This is a genomic window from Actinoplanes sp. NPDC023801, assembly GCF_040639655.1.
Lineage (GTDB): Bacteria > Actinomycetota > Actinomycetes > Mycobacteriales > Micromonosporaceae > Actinoplanes.
In genome coordinates, this window is record NZ_JBFAAI010000025.1 from 15,884 (window position 1) to 36,210 (window position 20,327).

Below are 20,327 nucleotides of genomic sequence, written 5' to 3' on the forward strand. Positions count from 1 at the left end.
CAATCCGGAATCGACGACCTCCCTGCTGACGACCATCCCTGCTGAGGTGCGCCACACCGGCTCCCGCCCAGGAGACCAGTTCCACCAACAGTGAGGGAAGAATTCACCGTGTCCGTCACCGAGCTCCGCCGCCCGAATGCGGCATCGGCGCTCCGACTGGAGCTCGAACCGACGTCCTCACGTGCCAACCCGCTCGACGGGGGCTGGTGGCCACACTCCGATGATGCCGGCGCTGAACTCCCGCCGCTGATCACGGCACTGGAGAACACCCGGGGCACATCTCCCATGTGCTGCTGAACAGCACCCAGTGGGGTGCGCCCCACCCGGGCCGGATCACCGTCGACGGCCAAACCGTCCGCCCGGGCTGGTACACCGCCCAACCGGCCGGACTGGTCACTCTGATCTGCGATTCCGGCCGGGACCGCATCGACCTGCTCGTCGTACGAAGGACGCCGGGTGCTCAGACGGTGATCGGCGTGCTGGCACGCTGAGGGTCGGCGCCGGCAACGGTGTGCCGGGTGCCGCCGTGGTTGCCGTGCCAGTCGAGCACCAGCAGGCAGGCGTCATCAGGCAGAGTGGGTCCGGCGACCTCGAGGACGAGGTCGCCGAGCACACGTACGACTTCACGGGCGTGCAGTCCGCTCAGGTCGTGCAGCCGCGCCGGCAGGTCCAGGTTGGCCGCGCCTCGTTCCAGCATGCCGTCGGTGACCAGCACGAGCCGGTCGCCGGGCTGCAGCGCGATCTCGGCCGGCAGGTAAGCACGGTGACGTAGCACCCCGAACGGCCGGTTCGCCGGTAACGCCACGGGCTGGGCGTTGGCGTCTCGGATCAGCAGCGGGAGCGGGTGCCCGGCGTTGACGACGGCGAGGACCCCGGTGCGCAGGTCGAGGCGGCCGAGCAGGCCGGTGGCGTAGGCAGCATTGCCCGGCGCGTCGTCGAGGAGCGCCTGGTTCGCGGCTTCTGCCTGGTCGAGCAGGGTGCCGCCACCGCGGCGGGTGTTGCGCAGGCTGCCGACGCACAGGGTGGCGATCAGTGCGCTCTGGATGCCGTGGCCGACGGCGTCGGTGATGCTCAGGTGCAGTTCGTCGCGGGCGACGCTGTAGTCGAAGGTGTCGCCGCCGATGCTGGCCGCCGGTTCCAGCCATGCCGCCAGAGTGAACGAATCGGCTTCGCAGGTGAACGACGACGGCAGCAGCCGCCGTTGGATCTCCGCGGCGAGTGTGAATGGCGTGGTGCGCTGGCCCCATTCGAACAGGTCGGTGTGCCGGCGGTTGGCGATGATCACGAAGGCCAGGGTGTGTGCAGCCCGGGACAACGTCTGCACAGCTGCCTCCGCCGGCGCGACCGGCAGGGCGACCTCGAGCAGGCCGATGGCTTCACCGCGTTGCGTCACCGGCGCCCTCACCAGGAACATGCCATCGGACTCCTCGACCAGCACGCGCTGGGTGCGCAGCGCCTGCTCCTGAGGCCCGCCGTTGAAAGGCATCACCAACGCGACGTCCTCGTCGTGCTGACGCCCGTCCGGCACGGCGCCGATCGGGACGTGCGACAGCCGCACCAGGGCGCGGCCGCTCATGTCCGCGACCAGGAACGACACCCACAACGCGCCCAGGCGCGCCCCGATTCGGCGAGTCACCGCCGCCACTGCGTCGACCGGTGCGGCCTTCTCCACCTGGAGCAACACGTCGCTCAGATCCATACCGCTGGTCCCGCTATCGGTCACAGCTACGCAGCATAGAGGCGATGCCCAGCCGGGTTTGCGGCAGCGTGATCCGTAAGCCCCTCGCTGCGGTGATCCGCGCTGCCATGGGGAAGCGGGCCGGAGCGGAGTAGCTGGAGGCATCTCCACCGATCGGTGTTCCCTCGATGGGGGCGGTCGCCGGGTTGACGTGCATAATTGCCGCCGGTCATCACGTACGTGGCAGGCGTGATGGGAACACGACGAGCGGCGAGGAAACCTCAGTGAGCGACGGCATGATGACACGGGACTTGCCGGCCGGAGCCGTGGCGGATGCCGCGGTGGCCGATCGTGACCTGAGGCAGCTGCTGGCGGGTCTGACCGCTGTCCGGGACGGCGACTTCGGCACCCGCCTGCCCGAGGACGGGGAGGGACTGCTCGGGGAGATCGCCACCGTGTTCAACGGCATGGTCGACCAGTTGTCCCTGTTCACCTCGGAGGTGACCCGGGTGGCGCGGGAGGTCGGCACGGAGGGACAACTCGGCGGCCAGGCCGAGGTGCCGGGTGTCTCCGGCACGTGGAAGGACCTGACCGACTCGGTGAACGCGATGGCCGGGAATCTGACCGACCAGGTCCGTGACATCGCCCAGGTGGCCACGGCGGTGGCCCGGGGTGACCTGTCGCAGAAGATCACGGTGGACGTACGCGGGGAGATCCTGGAGCTGAAGAACACCATCAACACGATGGTGGACGAGCTGTCGTCGTTCGCTGACGAGGTGACCCGGGTGGCCCGGGAGGTCGGCAGTGAGGGCCGCCTCGGCGGTCAGGCCGAGGTGCCCGGCGTCGCCGGCACCTGGCGCGACCTCACCGACTCGGTGAACTTCATGGCCGGCAACCTGACCAACCAGGTCCGCAACATCGCCCAGGTCACCACGGCGGTGGCCCGCGGTGACCTGTCGCAGAAGATCACCGTCGACGCGCGCGGGGAGATCCTCGAGCTCAAGTCCACGATCAACACGATGGTCGATCAGCTGTCGTCGTTCGCCGACGAGGTCACCCGGGTGGCCCGGGAGGTCGGCACCGACGGGCGACTGGGCGGCCAGGCTCAGGTCAGTGGCGTCGCCGGCACCTGGCGCGACCTGACCGACTCGGTGAACTCGATGGCCGGCAACCTCACCGACCAGGTCCGCAGCATCGCCCAGGTGGCCACGGCGGTGGCCCGCGGTGACCTGTCGCAGAAGATCACCGTCACCGCCCGCGGGGAGATCCTGGAGCTGAAGAACACCATCAACACGATGGTCGACCAGCTGTCGTCGTTCGCCGACGAGGTCACCCGGGTGGCGCGGGAGGTCGGCACCGAGGGCCGGCTCGGGGGCCAGGCCGACGTCAAGGGCGTCTCGGGTACGTGGAAGGACCTCACCGAGTCGGTGAACGTGATGGGCGACAACCTCACCGCCCAGGTACGCAGCATCGCCGAGGTCACCACCGCGGTGGCCCGCGGCGACCTGACCCAGAAGATCCGGGTCGACGCCCGCGGCGAGATCCTGGAGCTGAAGGAGACCATCAACACGATGGTCGACCAGCTCTCCGCGTTCGCCGACGAGGTGACCCGGGTGGCCCGGGAGGTCGGCACCGAGGGCCGGCTCGGCGGTCAGGCGCGGGTGCTCAACGTGGGCGGCACCTGGAAGGACCTGACCGACAACGTCAACGTGATGGCCTCCAACCTGACCAGTCAGGTGCGCTCCATCGCACTGGTGGCCACCGGTGTGGCGCAGGGTGACCTGAGCAAGAAGATCACCGTGGAGACCAAGGGCGAGGTCGCGGTCCTGGCCCAGACGATCAACACCATGGTCGACACGCTCAGTGCGTTCGCCGACGAGGTGACCCGGGTGGCCCGCGAGGTCGGCACCGAGGGCCGGCTCGGCGGCCAGGCGCGGGTGCCCAACGTCGCCGGCACCTGGAAGGACCTCACCGACAACGTCAACTCGATGGCGAACAACCTGACCGGGCAGGTCCGCAACATCGCCCAGGTCACCACCGCGGTGGCTCAGGGCGACCTGACCAAGAAGATCGACGTCGACGCGCGCGGCGAGATCCTGGAGCTCAAGACCACCATCAACACCATGGTCGACCAGCTCTCCAGCTTCGCCGCCGAGGTCACCCGGGTGGCGCGCGAGGTCGGCAGCGAGGGCCGGCTCGGCGGTCAGGCGGAGGTCGAGGGGGTCTCCGGTACGTGGAAACGGCTCACCGAGAACGTCAACGAACTGGCCGGCAACCTGACCCGGCAGGTGCGGGCGATCGCCGAGGTTACCAGCGCGGTCGCCACCGGTGACCTGACCCGGTCGATCACCGTGGACGCCTCCGGTGAGGTCGCCGAGCTCAAGGACAACATCAACTTCATGGTGGAGTCCCTGCGCGAGACCACCCGGGCCAATCAGGAACAGGACTGGCTCAAGACCAACCTGGCCCGCATCTCGTCGCTGATGCAGGGGCACCGCGACCTCGAGGTCGTCGCGTCCCTGGTGATGAACGAGCTCGTTCCGCTGGTCGGCGCACAGCTGGGCACGTTCCTGCTGGTCGACGACACCGGTTCGGGCGCGGACCTGCGCGTGGTCGGCAGCTACGGGCACAACGGCGCCGCCCGCCGCTACGCCCTCGGCGAGTCGCTCGTCGGTCAGGCCGCCGTCGCGAAACGGCGCATCGTCGTCGACGAGATGCCGCCCGGGTTCTTCACCGTCACCTCGAGCCTCGGCAGCGCCACCCCCATGCAGGTGGTCGTGCTGCCGATCCTGGTCGAGGACCAGGCGCTCGGCGTCATCGAACTGGCCGGGATGCAACCGTTCACCCAGGTGCATCACGACTTCCTGGACCAGCTGATGGAGACCATCGGCGTGAACGTGAACACGATGGTCGCCAACGCCCGTACCGATGTGCTGCTCACCGAGTCGCAGCGACTCGCGGCCGAGCTGCAGGCCAGGTCCGAGGAACTGCAGGCCCGTTCGGAGGAGTTGCAGCGCTCGAACGCGGAGCTGGAGGACAAGGCGTCCCTGCTGGCCCGGCAGAACCGTGACATCGAGACGAAGAACTCCGAGATCGAGCAGGCCCGCCAGGAACTGGAGGCCCGGGCCCAGCAACTGGCGCTGGCGTCGAAGTACAAGTCCGAGTTCCTCGCCAACATGAGCCACGAGTTGCGTACGCCGCTGAACTCGTTGTTGATCCTGGCTCAGCTCCTGGCGCAGAACCCGTCCCGGAACCTGACCGCCAAGCAGGTCGAATACGCCACCGTCATCCATTCGGCCGGTACCGACCTGCTGCAGCTGATCAACGACATTCTCGACCTGTCGAAGGTCGAGGCCGGCAAGATGGACATCGCGCCGGAGGCCTTCGAACTGCGCAACCTGGTCGACTACGTGGAGGCGACGTTCCGGCCGCTGACCACCTCGCGCGGGCTGGACTTCGAGGTGTCCACCGCCGCCGACGTGCCGCTGGGACTCTTCACCGACGAGCAGCGGCTGCGTCAGGTGCTGCGCAACCTGCTCTCCAACGCCGTCAAATTCACCGATCAGGGCAGCGTACGACTGCGTATCGAGCGCGCCACGCCCGGCGAGCTGTCGCCGGATCTGGCCGACCATGCCACCGTGATCGCGTTCCGGGTGACCGACACCGGTATCGGCATCGCCGAGCAGCAGCTGACCGCGATCTTCGACGCGTTCCAGCAGGCCGACGGCACCACCAGCCGCCGCTACGGCGGAACCGGCCTCGGCCTGTCGATCAGCCGGGAGATCGCCTGGCTGCTCGGCGGCGAGATCAGGGCGCGCAGCGTCCTCGGTCAGGGCAGCACCTTCACCCTGTACATGCCGGTCCAGCGGGTGATCGACACCGTGCCACCGGTCCTGGTGGCGCCCGTCGATCCAGAGTTGATCACGCCGGCGTTCGCCGACCCGTACGCGCCACGCCGGCTTCTGGTGGTGGAGAGCCACACGGAAGGCCTGCTGACGCTGATCGCCCGCGGCGCCGCCGCCACCGTGGCCGACACGCACGGGCTGACCGATGTGGTGACCGCCGTCGATCCGGACGCTGCCGTCGCGGAGCTACGGTCGCAGCGTTTCCACGCCGTGGTGCTCGACCTGGCGATGCCCGCCGACAACGGGCCCAACTTCCTGAAGGCACTGCACGACGAGGCGGACCTGCGGCACGTTCCCGTCCTGGTCTTCCGCACCCACAACGCGCCGCTGGGCAACGACACCCTGCTGCAGGCGTTCGCTCAGACCCGTCCGCTGGAGTCGTTGTCGAGCCTGGACGATCTGCGCGAGCGGATCACCCTGCACCTGTCGACCGAGGCCGGTCAGCAGGTGATGCCACTACCGATGGCGGTCGACACGATCGCCGGTGTCTCGGCCATCGCCGAGAACCTCGCGGGGCGCAAGGTGCTGGTGGTCGACGACGACGCCCGTAACGTCTTCGCCCTCACCAACATCCTCGAACTGCACGGCATGGAGGTCGTCTATGCCGAGAACGGCCGCAAGGGCATCGACGTACTCACCCGGCACGACGACATCGACCTGATCCTGATGGACGTGATGATGCCGGAGATGGACGGCTATGCCGCCACCGCCGCCATCCGCGCCATGCCGAAGTACGCCGACCTGCCGATCATCGCCGTCACCGCCAAGGCCATGCACGGCGACCGGGAGAAGAGCATCTCCTCCGGGGCGAGCGACTACGTGACCAAACCCGTCGACGCCGAGGACCTGCTCAGCTGTATCGAACGCTGGCTGGCGCAGAGCGGCACCCGGCCGGGACCCGAATAGGCGGGTGCGCACGGTCCGCCGGGGAGAGGTCGTCGCCGGCGGCGTGCGCGGCCCTGCCCGTACGCCCCGGGCAGGCTAGTGACCTGCCGGCTATCCGGTCGAGTCGCTGGCGGGCGTCCTCTACTGTCTCCCTCCTCGCACGCTTATGATCTTGAAGGATGGCAACACGATGCCGATACTCCGGCCGACAGTGACCGTGATGGCCACGATCGTCGCTCTGAGCGGATGCACCATCAACGTGAACGTGCCGGAGCAGGGGGCGACGACGCCCGCCACCCGGCCCGCGACCACGGAGGCCACGACCACCCCACCCGCGGCCGACCCGGCGCTCGACCCGGCCACCGCGCAGACGTACGCCTTCGTGGGCGTGGTCCGGGAGAAGCTGCCGGAGCTGGCGAACGGCCGCGGCGACGACGAGATCCAGGCCATGGCGGATGTGATCTGCAACGCGCTGGCGAAGGACGCGAAGGGTGAGGACGTCGTCGACGCGACCCGTTCGATGGGCTCGCGCGACGGGGTGCCGATCGACACCGCCACCGCCAACGAAGTGATCAAGCTGGCCATCGACACGTCGTGCCCCGGCCAGGCGCCACGGGTCACCGAGTTCTAGCCGCAGCAGACGGACTGTACGCGGGCGGCGTCCTGATCGCCGCCCTTTGCCGACGCTATGCGGGCAGCCTCACCCCGATCGATGGCTTACGGTCGTCAGGTCGTGGTGACGGTCGCCGACGGGTCCGCGGTCATCCCGCGACGCAGAGAACCGGACGGTCGCGGAGGGCGAGGACTGCTCCTGGTCGAAGCACTGACCCAACGTTGGCACATTGAGGACCACCAGGGCGGCAAACGTGTCCGTGCTGAACTGAGGCTCTACCCGAACCTCGACGACCCGGCCCTCATGTCCGGGCACAGCCGGTAGTCGAGCGACCTCCTTGCGACGCGTACGGCTTCAGGCCCGCCGCGACACGTTCGCGCTCGACGCGTACCGCAAGGCCGTCGTCGCTCGGACTCGCGGCGCCACCGTGCGCACCGCGGTCCCGGGGCTGGACCGGCACCGCGGTGTCCATCGGTTCGCTGGTCATGGTCATCACCTCCGGTTCGTGGGTGGCCGGCCCCGTGCCGGCCGCCGAGGCGGCATACCCGGGGTGCAGCGGCATAACCAGGTCCGTTGTCCGGCCGGACGCGAGCCGGACGACGCGGCAGGATTCAGCGGGGCTTCACGGTCTGGAGCGGCCCCGACGGAGCCGTATTCTGGCGTTGTTGCTGCTTGGCGCGGTACATGGCGGTGTCAGCGTCGTGCAATGCACCGGCGAGACCGAGCTCCGCGGTGACCGGGGCCCAGCCGATGGAGGCAGTGACGCCGGCGGCTTCGAGTTCGGTGTTCAGGCGGGCGATGACGGCTTCGACGCTGGCCTGTTCGCACTTCGGGAGCAGCAGCCCGAACTCGTCGCCACCGAGGCGGGCGATGATGTCGGTGTCGCGCAGTGCGCATTGCGCGGCGCGGGCCGCGGCCTGCAGGTAGGCGTCGCCCGCGGCGTGGCCGAGGGTGTCGTTGATGGTCTTGAGACGGTCGAGGTCGAGGATGGCGACCACGGTGGGGTCGGCCAGACGTTGGTAGCGTTCCTGTGCCTGGTCGATGGCGCGTTGCCAGGCCCGCCGGTTGGGCAGGCCGGTGAGTTCGTCGGTGTCGGCGTTGAGTTGCTCGCGCAGCAGGGCGTCGGCGGAGCGGTCCTGCGTGCGGTCGGCGGACAATGCCACGGTCAGCAGCTGGCCGAGCAGCACGAGAAGGTGTTCGGCGTCGGCCATGCGGGGATCTTCGGTATGGGTGTGCGGGTCGAGGCCGCAGATGATGCCGAAGAGGCTGCCGTCGGGTTCGGTGATCGGGGCTCCGGCGTAGGTGCCGATGTCGATGAGCTTGTTGATGTCGGCGGCGGCGTAGACCGGGACGGCCTGAGCGTCGCGGGCGACGGCGGGCGCCTGTCCGGTGGCCATGTGCACGCAGTAGCTGTCCTGCCAGGGGTGACTCTGCCCTTGACGGAGGCCGTAGCCGTTGTCGCCGTCGAGGTACAGGTACATCTGACGGCCGTTCTCGACGCGGGTGACGGCCCACAATGCGAGCGGCATCCGTTGTTGCAGGTAGTCCAGGACGAGCTGGGCCGCGTGTTCGAAGACACCGGACGTGGGCAGGGAGAGTTCCGCGGCGGCGGCCGGCGGCGTGACCGGGTCGGGTGTCCGGAAGGGGGCCGGATTCTGCCGCGGCTGTTGTTGGCTGGGCAGGGTCGTGGTCTCGGCGGGCAGCGTGAAGGTGAAACGTGATCCGGAGCCGCCCGGGTTGCCGGTGGCGGTGATGGTGCCGCCGTGGCGTTCGACGATGCGTTTACAGATTCCCAGGCCCAGTCCGGTGCCCGTGTAGCCGGCGTTCGTGTGGGCGCGGTGGAAGTTGTCGAAGATGCTGGCGTGCTGGCCCTCGGGGATCCCGATGCCGTTGTCGTCGATGGTCACCGTGATCAGGTCGCCGGTGCGTTCGCTGTCGACACGCAGCCGTGGAGTGACACCGTTGGCGGTGTACTTGATGGCGTTGCTGATCAGGTTGTCCAGCAGCTGCCGGATCAGGGTGGGGTCGGCGTAGACCGGCCGCAGGTCCCCGATCCGGAACTCCGGTACCGGCCGGCCGGTGCTCTCCGCCTGGTCGATCCGGGCGGTCGCGAGGTCCCGGACCATCTCGTCGATGTCGATCATCGCGGGGGAGAGGGTGGCGTCACGGGCGGTGGTGTAGGCCAGCAAATCGTTGATCAGTTCCCGCATGCGGGCAGCGGCACGGCTGATCCGGGCCAGCCCTGAGGCGGCTTCGGCCGCTTCGGGATGCGACGCCTCCGCTCGGAAGGTGTCGGTCAGCGCGTCGGTCCACCCTTCGATGGTGGCCAGCGGATTGAGCAGGTCGTGGGCGACCGAGCCGGCGAAGGAAGCGAGCTCGTCGCGGTGCCGGCGTTCGGCGGTGACGTCGTGGAAGACCGTCACCGCGCATCTTGTCCCGTCCAGGTCCAGCGGCAGCGCCCGGGAGTTGACGCTCACGATGCGCCCGTCGGGCAGCCCCGGGTTGCGGATGAGGATGTCCATGTCGTGCACGTCGTCCCCGGTGAAGGCACGGCGGTGCGGCATCTCCTCGGGTTCCAGCGGTGTGCCACCGGGGTGGAACAACCCGTAGAAGGCCGGTCGCGCCATCCGGTCGGACGAACTGACCACTCCGCCGACCAGTTCCCGCAGAGCCGGATTGCGCAGCAGGAAGCGTCCCTGCTCGTCGACGACGGCCAAACCCTCGCGCATCGAGTCGACGATCGTGCTCATCAGCTTGGCCTGACGGTCGGCGGCCTGCTGCGCTTCACGTAGTTCGTGCACCAGCTCTTTTCGCTCGTCGCGCCCGAGAGCAAGCGCCAGCCCGGCCACGGCGATCAGCCCGACGAACAGCTGGGCGACCAGTGCCCGGGCAGGATGCGACTCGATCTGCGCGAACACGCCTTGACCGCTCAGAGTGAACAGGATCGCGGCAGAGCCGAAGACCAGATCGTGCAGTACGACGAAGACCGTGTGCAGCCGCGAGGCGGCCCACACGGTCATGCCGATCACCGCGAACGCCAGTGGCAGATCATCGTTGATACCGAAGACGATGGTGTACGCGGCCGCGGACAGCACGACCACCGTCAAATACTCGAGCTTGCGCGGCATGCCGGTGTCGGCCCATGTCTGTCGCCACGCCACGTGATCGGGGCCGCGGCCGGCACGGTGGTCGCGCAGCAGCTGCCCCAGACGCAGCCCCGCCACGCCGATGAGCAGAATGCTGACGGTGTTACGGGTCAGCCACACCGCCGTGGCCGACCAGGAGTAGTTCCCGGAGATCGCCCAGAGCCCGGTCGGGCCGATCAGCGCCCCGCCGACCGTACCCAGGAACGCTGCGGACACGAGATGCCAAAGGTCCGAGACCCGGGACAAAGGTCGCTCACCGCCGCAACCCCACAGGTGGGGTGCCCAGCGCCGCAGCAGGTACGCGAACAGCCCCGCCTGGACGATGTTCGCGATCACGAACCACATCGCCAGTGATGCCGGAGCCCCGGTAACCATGTTGACCACGACGGTCACGACGGCGAGCGCCGCCACATCCAAGCCGCGCCACGGCGACGTGAACTGGACCAAGAACCACACTGCGGACACGCCGGCTGCGGGCCACACCAGGCTGAGGTTGGTCTCGTCCATGACCGTCAACCGGCCCGCATACGTCGCTGCCAGGTACAACAGCGTGAAACCGAGTGTCCGTAGCACCGAAGCGTGACCGCCCACAACACTCAACCTCATCAATCCTGCTGAGCATGCAACAGCTCGATCCCGGGCACAGGAGGGCCCGCTGTACCGTTCGGCAACTTCAGTGATCCGCTGAGACACGTGTTCACCTCGCAAGAAGCGCCGACGTTGATCGACCCGTTCCCGGACGTCCCGACACTCAGCCCGGCCCCGGCCCCGGCGCCCGGCCCCGGCCGCGGGACGACCGGTGATCAGCTAGCAGGGACGCCGGCCGCGCGGAGAATCGGTTCCTCCTGCTGGCGGCGGGCGCGGACAGCCGCGCCGGCAACGCGCCGGAAGTCACGCGACAGCCTTTCGTGCATGCCTGTCCGGTCGCCGTGTGAGTACGGGACGGCTGGGTACGTTCAGTGACGTAGGTAAAGACGACGATGGAATGCGAGGTGGGCCGGCGTGGCTGCTACCAGGAACGCCAAGAACCCGACGAGCGGTAACGACACTCCGAATACTCCTGAGGTGAGTGAGAGTGCGATCGCTGCGATGAAGGTCGGTGAGTTGCGCCGTAGTTTGCAGGGTCGTGGTGTGAAGGGTACGGCTGATCTGAAGAAGCCTGAGCTGGTCAAGCGATTGATCGAGCTGGAGACTTCGGGTACGAAGGCGGCGCGTTCCGCGGGTAAGAAGTCGACGTCCGCGGCGAAGGGCGCGTCGGCGAAGAAGTCGACGTCTGCCGTGAAGGGCGGGTCGGCGAAGAAGTCGGGGGCGGGCCGGAACAATCCGACGAGCGGTAACGACACTCCGAATACTCCTGAGGTGAGTGAGAGTGCGATCGCTGCGATGAAGGTCGGTGAGTTGCGCCGTAGTCTGCAGGGTCGTGGTGTGAAGGGTACGGCTGATCTGAAGAAGCCTGAGCTGGTCAAGCGATTGATCGAGCTCGAGACTTCCGGTACGAAGCCGGCCCGTTCCGCGGGCAAGAAGTAGTTTCCCCTCCGACGCGCCGATCTGCAGCGAAGCGACCGGCTTCCGTCGCGGGCATTTGTCCACGACGAGAAGGCCGCGCTTCGCGCAGACGGCTCCACCGAGCGGCGACATCCCGGTCGGGGTGACCGGCGGCTGACGCCGGCAGGCGGCGTGTGTCCCGCTGCTATGGTGCCGGTCGGCGAGTTGATCCGGGTTAGGCGGGGACCGATGGAATTCCAGTACTGGCATCTCGGTGTGGTTGCCGCCTTCGTCATCCTCGTCATCGTGGGCATGCGAGTGTCGACGCGAAGGACGTTGGTGGGCCTGGGCGCCGCGCTGATGCTCGCCGCCGGGTTCCTCTTCTACACGTTGATCCTCGACGAGGAGTATCTCGACATGGATGCGAACGCCCGGCTGGACGCTGCGGCGTTGATCGGCGTTCCCGCGGTCCTCGGTGTCGGCCTGGTTCTCCTCGCGGTCAAGCGCGCCAGGCGCAGCCGAGTCTGAGGGCCGGCCGGAGACGTTCCCGCGTACCGGGCGGCCCGGAGACCCTCCCGCGTGCCCGGCGGCCGGAGAACTCCCGCGTATCCGCCGGGCGGGCGACGGGCCGTGAGGAGTGACGGTGTTCCTGCGAAGGAAGAAGAACCCGCCGCCGCAGCCCGCTGACGTCCGGGCCGCGGAGAAGTGGCGCCGGCTGGACGACGCGTGGCGGCCGTGGCTGCGGCGGAGGCGGCCCGGCGGGAAGGGCCGGTTCCCGGCGGATGCGCCGACTACTACGGCTGGTGGGGCGACGGGTTCACGCTGCGGATCACGTTCGGCCCCGGCGATCGGCATTGTGCGATTCAGTGGGACAGATCGTTGTGGATCGACGGAATCGCGATCGCCGAGCACGAAACTCTGGACGACTACGGGATGTGGCTCGACGACCGGTTCTTCGTGATCGCGGCGGAGGGACCGAACGATCATCCGGCCCAGTCGTTCGTGTGGGACTCGCTGGTCTCCACGATCCGGTCGCTGGTCGTGCACGACGCCGGCCAGGGGACAACGATCGTCTTGGTGCCGACGCCGGGGGAGCGGTGGACGGACCCGACGGTGTCTCGCGACGGTGATGTGCTGCTGATCCACCCGGACCGCTCCGGCGGTCCGCCCGCCCGCACGCTGCCGATCTGCTGACCAGCGGGAGTCCCGACCGGACGGTCCCGCCTTCAGCCGAGAACGTCCGGCGGCTGTGTCGCCGACGTTGAGCAGCGTTCATTGGTGAGTGTGGATCAGTAGCAACTGAGGCCGGCTCAGTAGTTCGGGTAGAGTCGGCCCGTGCCCCGTACGGACCGCCGCCGTCACCACCAGCGCACTGGCCGCGGCGGGCCATCCGGACGCGCTGCCGGACCGGGCAGCGGAGCAGCTGTCGTGACCACCACCACGACCCCCGCCGAATCTCGCCGTCCCCCGAAACGAGCCGCCTTCCTTGCCGCGCTGCTGCTGACGCTGGCCACGGTGGCGGGCGTCGTGTGGCGGGAGACGCATTTCGACGCACGACTCGAAGCACTGCCCGACGCGCCGTTCGACCTGCTCGTCCAGGCCGGCGTCAGCGACGGTGAGGTGGCCGCCGTCCGGGACGGGCTGCGGGCTGCCGATCGGCACCTGCGCACCGTACTCGGCACGGGGGTCACCCAGCGGGTGGAGGTTCGCATCGCCCGCAGCCAAGGTTGTCAGCCGCTGGCGTCGCCCGCCGGACCGCCGACCGGGTGGGCCACCGATCGGCTGCTGTGCCTCAACACCAGGGCACCCGCATGGCGAAGCCAGTACGCCCGGGATCCGGCTCTCGCCGCCAACGTCGCCGCTCACGAGCACATTCACAATCTGCAGGGTCAACTCGGCTGTCACCGCGCCCGGCAGGACCACGAGTGGCTGTGGCTGTTCGAAGGAACGGCCGTCCACCTGGGATTCCAGTCCCTCGTCACCGCCGGCCGGTGGCCGGATGCCACGGCCACCGAGCAGATCCGTCGCTGGGGAGTGGCCGATCCGGTTCTCGGACCGCTGCCGGACTACGCGACAGACGGCACGGGGGTCGGAGACCCGGCGTACGCCCTGTTTCATCTGGCCACCCGCTATCTGGACGAACAGGCCGCCCGGCCAACGGCGCTCGTCGACTTCTGCCGCGCCGTCGGCACCGGGCAGCCGTGGCGGGACGCCTTCGCGGAGGCGTTCGGCATGCCGGTCGACACCTTCTACACGCGCTTCGCCGCCGCCCGCCCGCAGCTCATCGCCGCATTGTGACCAGCGGGATCCGGACCCCCGGGCCCGGACCGGCGCGCTCGGCGGTGTGGCCGACTGTTCACCACCAACTCATGTCGATGCCGAGTACGCCGCCTACCGTGAAGGTGACATCGATGTCCCGCGATGGAGGCTGTGATCGTCATGCGCCGTACCCTGATGACCACTCTGGCATTTCTGGCCGTGGCCGCTGTGCCGGGCGTCGCCCACGCGAGCGATGGCCCACCGCACCGATCGCACTTCGACCTCCAGGCCCATCGCGGTGGCCTCGGCATGACCACCGAAGGATCCCTGGAGGCCTTCGGCAAAGCGATGCGCCTCGGGGTCAGCACACTCGAACTGGACACCCAGGTCACCCGGGATCTGAAGGTGGTCGTCACGCACGACCGCCGGATCAGCGCCCAGAAATGCCGTGACATCGGACCGGTGACGCCGGGCGACCCGATGTACCCGTACGTGGGCGGTTACATCAAGGACCTGACCCTCGCGCAGATCAAGACCGTCGACTGCGGCTTCCAGCAGCTGCCCGGTTTTCCCGAGCAGGAGCAGATCCCGGGCTTCCGGATGGTTGAACTCCGCGACGTCCTCGATCTGGTCAAAAGCTACCGTGCCAAGCAGGTAACGCTCAACATCGAGACCAAGGTCGAGGCGGGCGCGCCCGAGCAAACCGCGCCCAGGGCGTTGTTCGTGCGCCGGGTCTTCGAGGAGATCCGCGCGTCCGGTCTGGAGCGGCAGGTCACCATCCAGTCCTTCGACTGGGGCGCCCTCACCGCCATGCACCGCCTGGCGCCGCGCTGGCCGCTGGTGGCACTGACCAACTACGACTTCCTGGAGATCGGCAAGCCTGGCGCGTCACCGTGGCTGGGCGGCTTGGACGTGGACGACTACGACGGCGACGTGGTGCGCGCGGCCGCTGCCGTCCCGGGCGTGCGGACGCTGTCGCCGGTCTACGGCTTCCCGCAGAACGGCAAAGTGGGCGACGCGGGCTTCCGGTTCTATCCGGATGCGGCCATGATCGCCCGGGCGCACGCGCGCGGCCTGCGGGTGGTTCCCTGGACCTGTGACGATCCGGCCACCGTCGAGGTGCTCATGGATCTGGGTGTGGACGGCATCATCACCAACTACCCCCACCGGATCCGCGACATCATGGCCGAACGCGGTATGCGACTGCCCAAGGCATACCGGCCGCGGTGACCCACCGGGGCCGCAATTGCGGACCGGCCTCTGCCCGTACGGAACAGGCGCCTGAAGGTGGCGCCGGTCAGGCGCCCGGGGCCACCAGCCCGGCGTCGTACGCCAGGATCACCGCCTGGGTCCGGTCGCGTGCGCCGGTCTTGGCCAACAGGCGTGCGACGTGCGTTTTCACGGTGTGCACGGTGATGAACAGTTCGCCGGCGATCTCCGCGTTGGACCGTCCCCGCGCCAGCGACCGGAGGACGTCGGTCTCGCGCGCGGTGAGATCGTCCAGCCGTCGTGCCGCGCCAGGGTCCCGGTACGGGATGTGGTCGAGGTAGCGGGAGATGAGCCGCCGGGTGGTGGAGGGTGCGAGCATCGCCTCCCCGCCGGCGACCGACCGTACCGCCGCGACCAGCTGTTCATGGGTGAGGGTTTTGAGCAGGAACGCCGCCGCGCCGGCCCGCAGCGCCCGGTCCACGTAATCGTCCAGGTCGAAGGTGGTCAGGATGATGACCCGGGTGCCGCCCGGCCCGAGGAGGTCCTCGGCGGCGAGCCGTTCCACCGCGGCCAGCCCGTCGGTTCCGGGCATGCGGATGTCGACGAGCGCCACGTACCGGGGTGGTGTCCCCGGACTGCCGGAAGTCGACCGCTGTTCCCGGCCGAGCGAACCCGTCCCACCAGCTCGGCCAGGTCACCGAGGCCCGGGGCCGGGGCCGGCGATCCCAGGAGCCGCAACGTGCCCCGCACGTCGTTGACCGCCCGGCGCGCATCGGCCGCCAACTCGTCGATCTCCGCGGCGGCCCAGCCCGGCAGGTCCGCGCGCCGGGCACGGAGAGCCTCCGCCCGTACCACCAGTGGTGTCAGGTGGTGGCCGGTCACGTCGTGCATGTCCCGGGCGATGCGTTCGCGTTCCTCACGGACCGCACGGCCGGCCCGTTCGCCGGCCAGCGAGAGTTCGACCCGGACCGCCCGCCATTGCCCGCCGAGCGCCCATGCGGCCGCCACGGCGAGCAGCGTCAGCGGCAACTCCGCCCCACCCCGGAACCCGGCCGGAGCCAGATGGGTGTTGAGAATCGCGATCACGACGACGGCCAGCCCGGCTCCGGCGACGATCAAGGCCTGGCGGGCCTGCAGGTACACCGCCAGAAAGAACGTGACCACCACCGCGGGTACGCCCGACCAGGCGCTGGTCTCCGCCCGGGCGGCGACAGCGAGCAGCAGACCCCCGGCGTTGACCGACAGCACCGCCGCGAACGCGAGAACCGGGCTGCGCCGGCGCAGCGCCAGGAGCAATGCCGGGACCAGCACGATGGCCGCCGCCAGGACGGTACGCCAGCCCTGCCGTACCGCGATGGCGAGCTCGAGAAGCGCCGGCGCCGCCGCCGCTCCGGCCAGCGTGAGGTCCCGCCGCAGCCGGGCCACCGTCCCGTCAGGCATGGGCGTAGGCGAGCAGGGTGAGGACCGCGCCGGTGCCGTTGACCAGGCAGTGTCCCGCCATCGAGATGCGCAGGTCCCCGAAGCGGACCAGCGCGGTCATCAGCAGCACCTGGCAGCCGAAGACGAACAGGTACAACTCGGGTTGCCAGAAGTGCTGGACCGAGAACAGTGCCGCGTTCACCACGACGGCCGCGAATCCGGCGATCGGCATGCGGGGCAGCAGATGCCCGCGGAAGTACATCTCCTCGATGATCGGGTCGACGACGGTGTTGAAGACGGCGGTGCCGACGACGAGCAGGACCAGACCGGCCCGGCCCGGTTCGTGCGCCGGTTCCCCGCCGAGCCAGTCGGGCACCCATCCGAAGACATGCGTCGCCAGGTTCTCCGTGAGCGGCCGCATGAGCAGGTACAGGGCCAGCATCGCGAGGTACAGCCCGGCCAGCACGCCGAGCAGCCGGGGCAGCGGAAGCCGTTGCCGGAAGCCGACGACCCCGCGCAGGCTCAGCCGGCCGTTGCGCCGCCGTCCCAGGGCCAGCAGCAAGCCGAGTTCGCCGACCAGAACCACCGGGCTGAGATCCAGCGCCAGATGGCCGGGCAGTCCGTGCTCCCGCAGCACCGGCGCGAGCAGCGCCGCGAAGGCGGTACTCAGAACGCCCGGCACCAGGAACATCACCAGGATCAGCCACCACGGATACCGTCCCGGCCGGTCGTCCGTGCCGGTCGCCGGACCGCCGGATGCCACATTCACCGCACTCATCGTCGTCTCCCCACGTCGCCGTTGATCAACGGCGTGAGCAGACGCTAACCGCGGGCCATGTGCCGGGTCGTCACCATCAAGAGTGGTTTCCGGCGCCGGCGGCGGGCCACCGGCTCCTCCTGCGGTAGGACTCGTCGGGCGGGCGTGCGGGGCCTCCGGTACGCGACCTCGTACCGAAGGCCCGGGGCGGCTTCAGCTGGCCGAACGCGGCAACTCGTCGCGGCGCACGCGCAGCCGTACGGTTCCGGGCTCGCCGTCGATGACGTCCGCGATGTCGTCGCCGGATGCGTAGGTGTCGTTGGACAGCGCCCCGGTGCCGTCGACGCGCAGATATCCGGAGCCCATGAGCACTTCCGCGAGCCCGACCACGGTGTCCGGGCGGACGTCCGTGCCGGGCAGCTGCACGGCGCTCACCTTGCCGGCGTCGTCGCCCGCGGAGTCCACGACGGCCATGCCGGGTCCGACCCGGGTGAGGAGCGAGCTCTCGGTGGGTTCGGCGGTCTCGTACTGATCGATTGGCTGCATGGCTTGTTGGTTTCCCTCCTCGAACCACACCAAAACGGTGGATGACCGCCGGCCGCGACCATGCCGCTTCACCGGGCTCGCCGCGGGGTGTTCGGGACGGCGCCGCCGGCCGGATCCGCGGTGCTGATGCGCAGTACGAGGTGTGGGTGGCCGACGCCGGAGAGCAGGCGGCGGATGCGCTCGCGAGTGACGACCAGTTCCATCGTCGCGCTCAGCGGCAGGAGCGACAGGCCAGTTCGGTGGCGGTGAGCCAGGCGGCGGACAGGGCTTCGCCGGAATGGAGCCACGCGGCCTCGTCGTCACCGGATCCGTAGAGGATCGCGAGGGCGGCGGCGCTCCCCGGCGTCTCGGAGACCGGTAGGTCGCCGTGGCGGCCGAAATCGCGGTCCGGCACGGCGGCGCGGGCCAGGCCGTGCACCTGGTCGGGGTGCAGCAGGTGCAGTCCGGCGCCGGCGGACTCGGCGGCCACGCTTACGGCGTGCAGGTTGCCGGTGTCGACCGCGGCGCTCACGGCGGACCGGTGGCCGGTGTGCCGCAGGCCGATGGTCTGCCGATGGCGGCGCGCTTCGAGGCGGACCGGGATCCGGCGGCCGAGCCGCAATCGGGCGAGATGATCGGGGTGCGCGGGGTCCGGCATGCGCGCGAGGCCGGCGTGCCAGCCGTCGGCGGCGAGGCTGACCAGCGCGTGATGCAGGGTGGCGCCGCAACTCATGATCGCGAGCCGGGAGTCGGGGTCGGTGACGTCGAGTGCCCGGCTGTGGTCGAGGTGCAGGTTCAGTTCGTCGGCGGTAAGGCGCCATCGCCACGGCTGGGTGTTGTGGATCGACGGTGCGCGCCCCGCCATGGCAGCGGCGGCGAACAGGGCCCGGGCCTCGGCGCGGGTACCGGCGGCTCGTGGGGGACCGTCAGTGCTGCTCATGCGGGGTTTCCTTCGCGCCCGGGAACAGTTCTGTGCGAACGCACCGGATCGCTGCAGCGGGCGAGAGAACGCCGGCGCCCACACAACGGCCAGGTATCAGGCCACCGGGGTCTCGGGCGACACCCCAACCCTACGCCTGCCCCCGGCCACGGGAGCGCGCCCGTCAGCGGCTTCGACGAAATGCGCGTACGGTCAAGGTGTCGCCCGAGACCCGGTGGCCGCCCGCCCGCCCGCCGCCGACATCTTCCGACATTCGTGGATCCCGCTGTGGTTGACGCATCCTCGGCCTGCCTCGGAGCCCGCACAGGAGCAAGCCTGCCGTCCTGGCCGGCCGCTGCACCACGCCCGCCCTTTCGAGCGGGATTCTCATTTCAGGAGCTCATATGATCGATCAGGAATTGGAACAGGATCATCGCATTGTCGTGGGCATCGACAATTCCGCCGGCTCTGCTGAGGCGTTGCGGTGGGCGCTCGCGCACGCACGGCTGACCGGTGGCTCCGTCGAGGCTGTCACGGCGTGGCAGGTGCCGCCCGCGTACGCCTACACGTACGGCTGGACACCGACCGGTATCGACGATGCCGGCATCGTGCGGTACGCCGAGAAGACTCTGGCGGAAACGGTGGCACAGGTGCAGGGCGAGGATGACCACCCGATTCCCGTCACCACCCGGGTCATGGAGGGTCCCGCCGCACAGGTCCTGCTGGATGCCGGCAAGGGGGCGGAACTGATGGTCCTCGGCAGCCGCGGTCACGGAGCCTTCTCCGGAATGCTGCTCGGTTCGGTCAGTCAGCACTGCGTCCAGCACGCCACCTGCCCCACCGTCGTCATCCCGAAGTAGGCCACGCTGCCGGCACGTGTCCCACAGCACGACGGCTGGCCCGCGTCGTATCTGCGTTCGGCGGGTATCAGGAACTATGATTCGTGCGAGATGCGCCGCGGATCTGGCCGAACTCACCACGTCCGCGTTCTCGAGGAGCGTCGGTGGCGCACCTCCGGTCAAGGCCGTTTCACCGCAGATCTACTTTGCTGACCATGCCGGTCGCCGATCACGGAAGTTTTCCGACAGGCGACGTGGCGTGCCGGCCTCACCATTGGAAGAGGGACCGTCGTGACCGCCACACATGTCAGAAGATCTGAGATCGTCGCCATTCTCCGGTCCAAAGGAAAGTCCGCACGCGCCGACTGGTTCGAACGCACGCTGCCCGACATTGTCGACACCGGCAAGAACAGCAGCCTGCTGGCGAACCTCGAGATCGACGCTGACGTCCTGAGCCAGACCGATCGCATTCCCCAGAACGCTTGACCTTGGACGACCAGCCGGTGCAGCCGCTGCCACGGCACGGCCGCACAGGTTCTGCCGGGAACGCGGCCGTCACGACTCCCGCGGGAGCAGGCGGCCACGGATCGGCCAGTTTGCCGGCCGGCGGCTGGGGTACAGCGTTCCCTGGTAGCGACCTCCCCGCGCCGAACCGCCAGATCACCGAGACCGGGCTGCTCGAACGACG

18 protein-coding genes and 1 pseudogene are annotated in these 20,327 nt (G+C 69.2%); 10 read left to right on the plus strand and 9 right to left on the minus strand.

Going from position 1 to position 20,327, the window contains the following annotated elements:
* Window positions 1-108 precede the first annotated feature (108 nt).
* Window positions 109-491 (plus strand): annotated as a pseudogene (locus AB0G04_RS33015) (DUF5994 family protein).
* Here AB0G04_RS33015 and AB0G04_RS33020 read toward each other — a convergent pair.
* Complete coding sequence (locus AB0G04_RS33020; protein WP_360990850.1) at window positions 461-1,723, minus strand: PP2C family protein-serine/threonine phosphatase; 1,263 nt, start codon at window positions 1,721-1,723, stop codon at window positions 461-463. The pseudogene AB0G04_RS33015 and the gene AB0G04_RS33020 sit on opposite strands and share 31 nt — an antisense overlap.
* A gap of 251 nt (window positions 1,724-1,974) precedes the next feature.
* Between AB0G04_RS33020 and AB0G04_RS33025 the strand changes: the two genes are divergently transcribed.
* Window positions 1,975-6,489 (plus strand): HAMP domain-containing protein, encoded by a 4,515-nt coding sequence (locus tag AB0G04_RS33025; RefSeq protein WP_360990852.1) that lies wholly within the window; start codon window positions 1,975-1,977, stop codon window positions 6,487-6,489.
* 199 nt (window positions 6,490-6,688) lie between these two features.
* Window positions 6,689-7,099, plus strand: coding sequence for a hypothetical protein (locus AB0G04_RS33030; RefSeq protein WP_360990854.1), 411 nt, complete (start codon window positions 6,689-6,691; stop codon window positions 7,097-7,099).
* Between the two features lie 283 nt (window positions 7,100-7,382).
* Here the strand turns inward: AB0G04_RS33030 and AB0G04_RS33035 are convergent, their stop codons facing one another.
* Complete coding sequence (locus AB0G04_RS33035) at window positions 7,383-7,643, minus strand: hypothetical protein (protein WP_360990857.1); 261 nt, start codon at window positions 7,641-7,643, stop codon at window positions 7,383-7,385.
* 49 nt (window positions 7,644-7,692) lie between these two features.
* Complete coding sequence (locus AB0G04_RS33040; protein ID WP_360990860.1) at window positions 7,693-10,833, minus strand: diguanylate cyclase; 3,141 nt, start codon at window positions 10,831-10,833, stop codon at window positions 7,693-7,695.
* 396 nt (window positions 10,834-11,229) lie between these two features.
* Between AB0G04_RS33040 and AB0G04_RS33045 the strand changes: the two genes are divergently transcribed.
* The 5 genes from AB0G04_RS33045 (at window position 11,230) to AB0G04_RS33065 (ending at window position 15,201) form a co-directional block, all read left to right on the plus strand.
* The gene (locus AB0G04_RS33045) at window positions 11,230-11,754 is read left to right on the plus strand and encodes a hypothetical protein (RefSeq protein ID WP_360990862.1); all 525 of its coding nucleotides are present in this window, start codon (window positions 11,230-11,232) and stop codon (window positions 11,752-11,754) included.
* A gap of 207 nt (window positions 11,755-11,961) precedes the next feature.
* Window positions 11,962-12,240, plus strand: a complete 279-nt coding sequence (locus tag AB0G04_RS33050; protein WP_360990865.1) for a hypothetical protein — start codon at window positions 11,962-11,964, stop codon at window positions 12,238-12,240.
* A gap of 198 nt (window positions 12,241-12,438) precedes the next feature.
* Complete coding sequence (locus tag AB0G04_RS33055; RefSeq protein ID WP_360990867.1) at window positions 12,439-12,906, plus strand: hypothetical protein; 468 nt, start codon at window positions 12,439-12,441, stop codon at window positions 12,904-12,906.
* A 234-nt stretch (window positions 12,907-13,140) separates the two neighbouring features.
* A complete protein-coding gene (locus AB0G04_RS33060; RefSeq protein ID WP_360990870.1) occupies window positions 13,141-14,010 on the plus strand; it encodes a hypothetical protein in 870 nt (289 codons plus the stop codon).
* 123 nt (window positions 14,011-14,133) lie between these two features.
* Window positions 14,134-15,201: a glycerophosphodiester phosphodiesterase family protein gene (locus tag AB0G04_RS33065; RefSeq protein WP_360990873.1), complete on the plus strand. Its 1,068-nt coding sequence runs from the start codon at window positions 14,134-14,136 to the stop codon at window positions 15,199-15,201.
* Window positions 15,202-15,268: 67 nt separating this feature from the next.
* Here the strand turns inward: AB0G04_RS33065 and AB0G04_RS33070 are convergent, their stop codons facing one another.
* From AB0G04_RS33070 to AB0G04_RS33095, 6 genes are all read right to left on the minus strand, one after another.
* The gene (locus AB0G04_RS33070) at window positions 15,269-15,745 is read right to left on the minus strand and encodes a response regulator transcription factor (RefSeq protein ID WP_360990875.1); all 477 of its coding nucleotides are present in this window, start codon (window positions 15,743-15,745) and stop codon (window positions 15,269-15,271) included.
* Window positions 15,685-16,620, minus strand: a complete 936-nt coding sequence (locus AB0G04_RS33075; RefSeq protein WP_360990878.1) for a histidine kinase dimerization/phosphoacceptor domain-containing protein — start codon at window positions 16,618-16,620, stop codon at window positions 15,685-15,687. The genes AB0G04_RS33070 and AB0G04_RS33075 overlap by 61 nt, the downstream gene beginning before the upstream one ends.
* Window positions 16,613-17,377: a CPBP family intramembrane glutamic endopeptidase gene (locus AB0G04_RS33080; RefSeq protein ID WP_360990881.1), complete on the minus strand. Its 765-nt coding sequence runs from the start codon at window positions 17,375-17,377 to the stop codon at window positions 16,613-16,615. Before AB0G04_RS33080 ends, AB0G04_RS33075 begins: the two co-directional genes overlap by 8 nt.
* 192 nt (window positions 17,378-17,569) lie before the next feature.
* A complete protein-coding gene (locus tag AB0G04_RS33085) occupies window positions 17,570-17,902 on the minus strand; it encodes a hypothetical protein (protein WP_360990884.1) in 333 nt (110 codons plus the stop codon).
* Between the two features lie 68 nt (window positions 17,903-17,970).
* Window positions 17,971-18,105 (minus strand): hypothetical protein, encoded by a 135-nt coding sequence (locus tag AB0G04_RS33090; RefSeq protein ID WP_360990887.1) that lies wholly within the window; start codon window positions 18,103-18,105, stop codon window positions 17,971-17,973.
* Between the two features lie 8 nt (window positions 18,106-18,113).
* A complete protein-coding gene (locus AB0G04_RS33095; RefSeq protein ID WP_360990890.1) occupies window positions 18,114-18,821 on the minus strand; it encodes a hypothetical protein in 708 nt (235 codons plus the stop codon).
* 383 nt (window positions 18,822-19,204) lie between these two features.
* Here AB0G04_RS33095 and AB0G04_RS33100 point away from each other — a divergent pair, with 383 nt between their 5' ends.
* Entirely contained in the window at window positions 19,205-19,660 is a 456-nt protein-coding gene (locus AB0G04_RS33100) for a universal stress protein (RefSeq protein WP_360990893.1), read from the plus strand.
* A gap of 270 nt (window positions 19,661-19,930) precedes the next feature.
* A complete protein-coding gene (locus AB0G04_RS33105; RefSeq protein WP_360990896.1) occupies window positions 19,931-20,125 on the plus strand; it encodes a hypothetical protein in 195 nt (64 codons plus the stop codon).
* Window positions 20,126-20,327 lie beyond the last annotated feature (202 nt).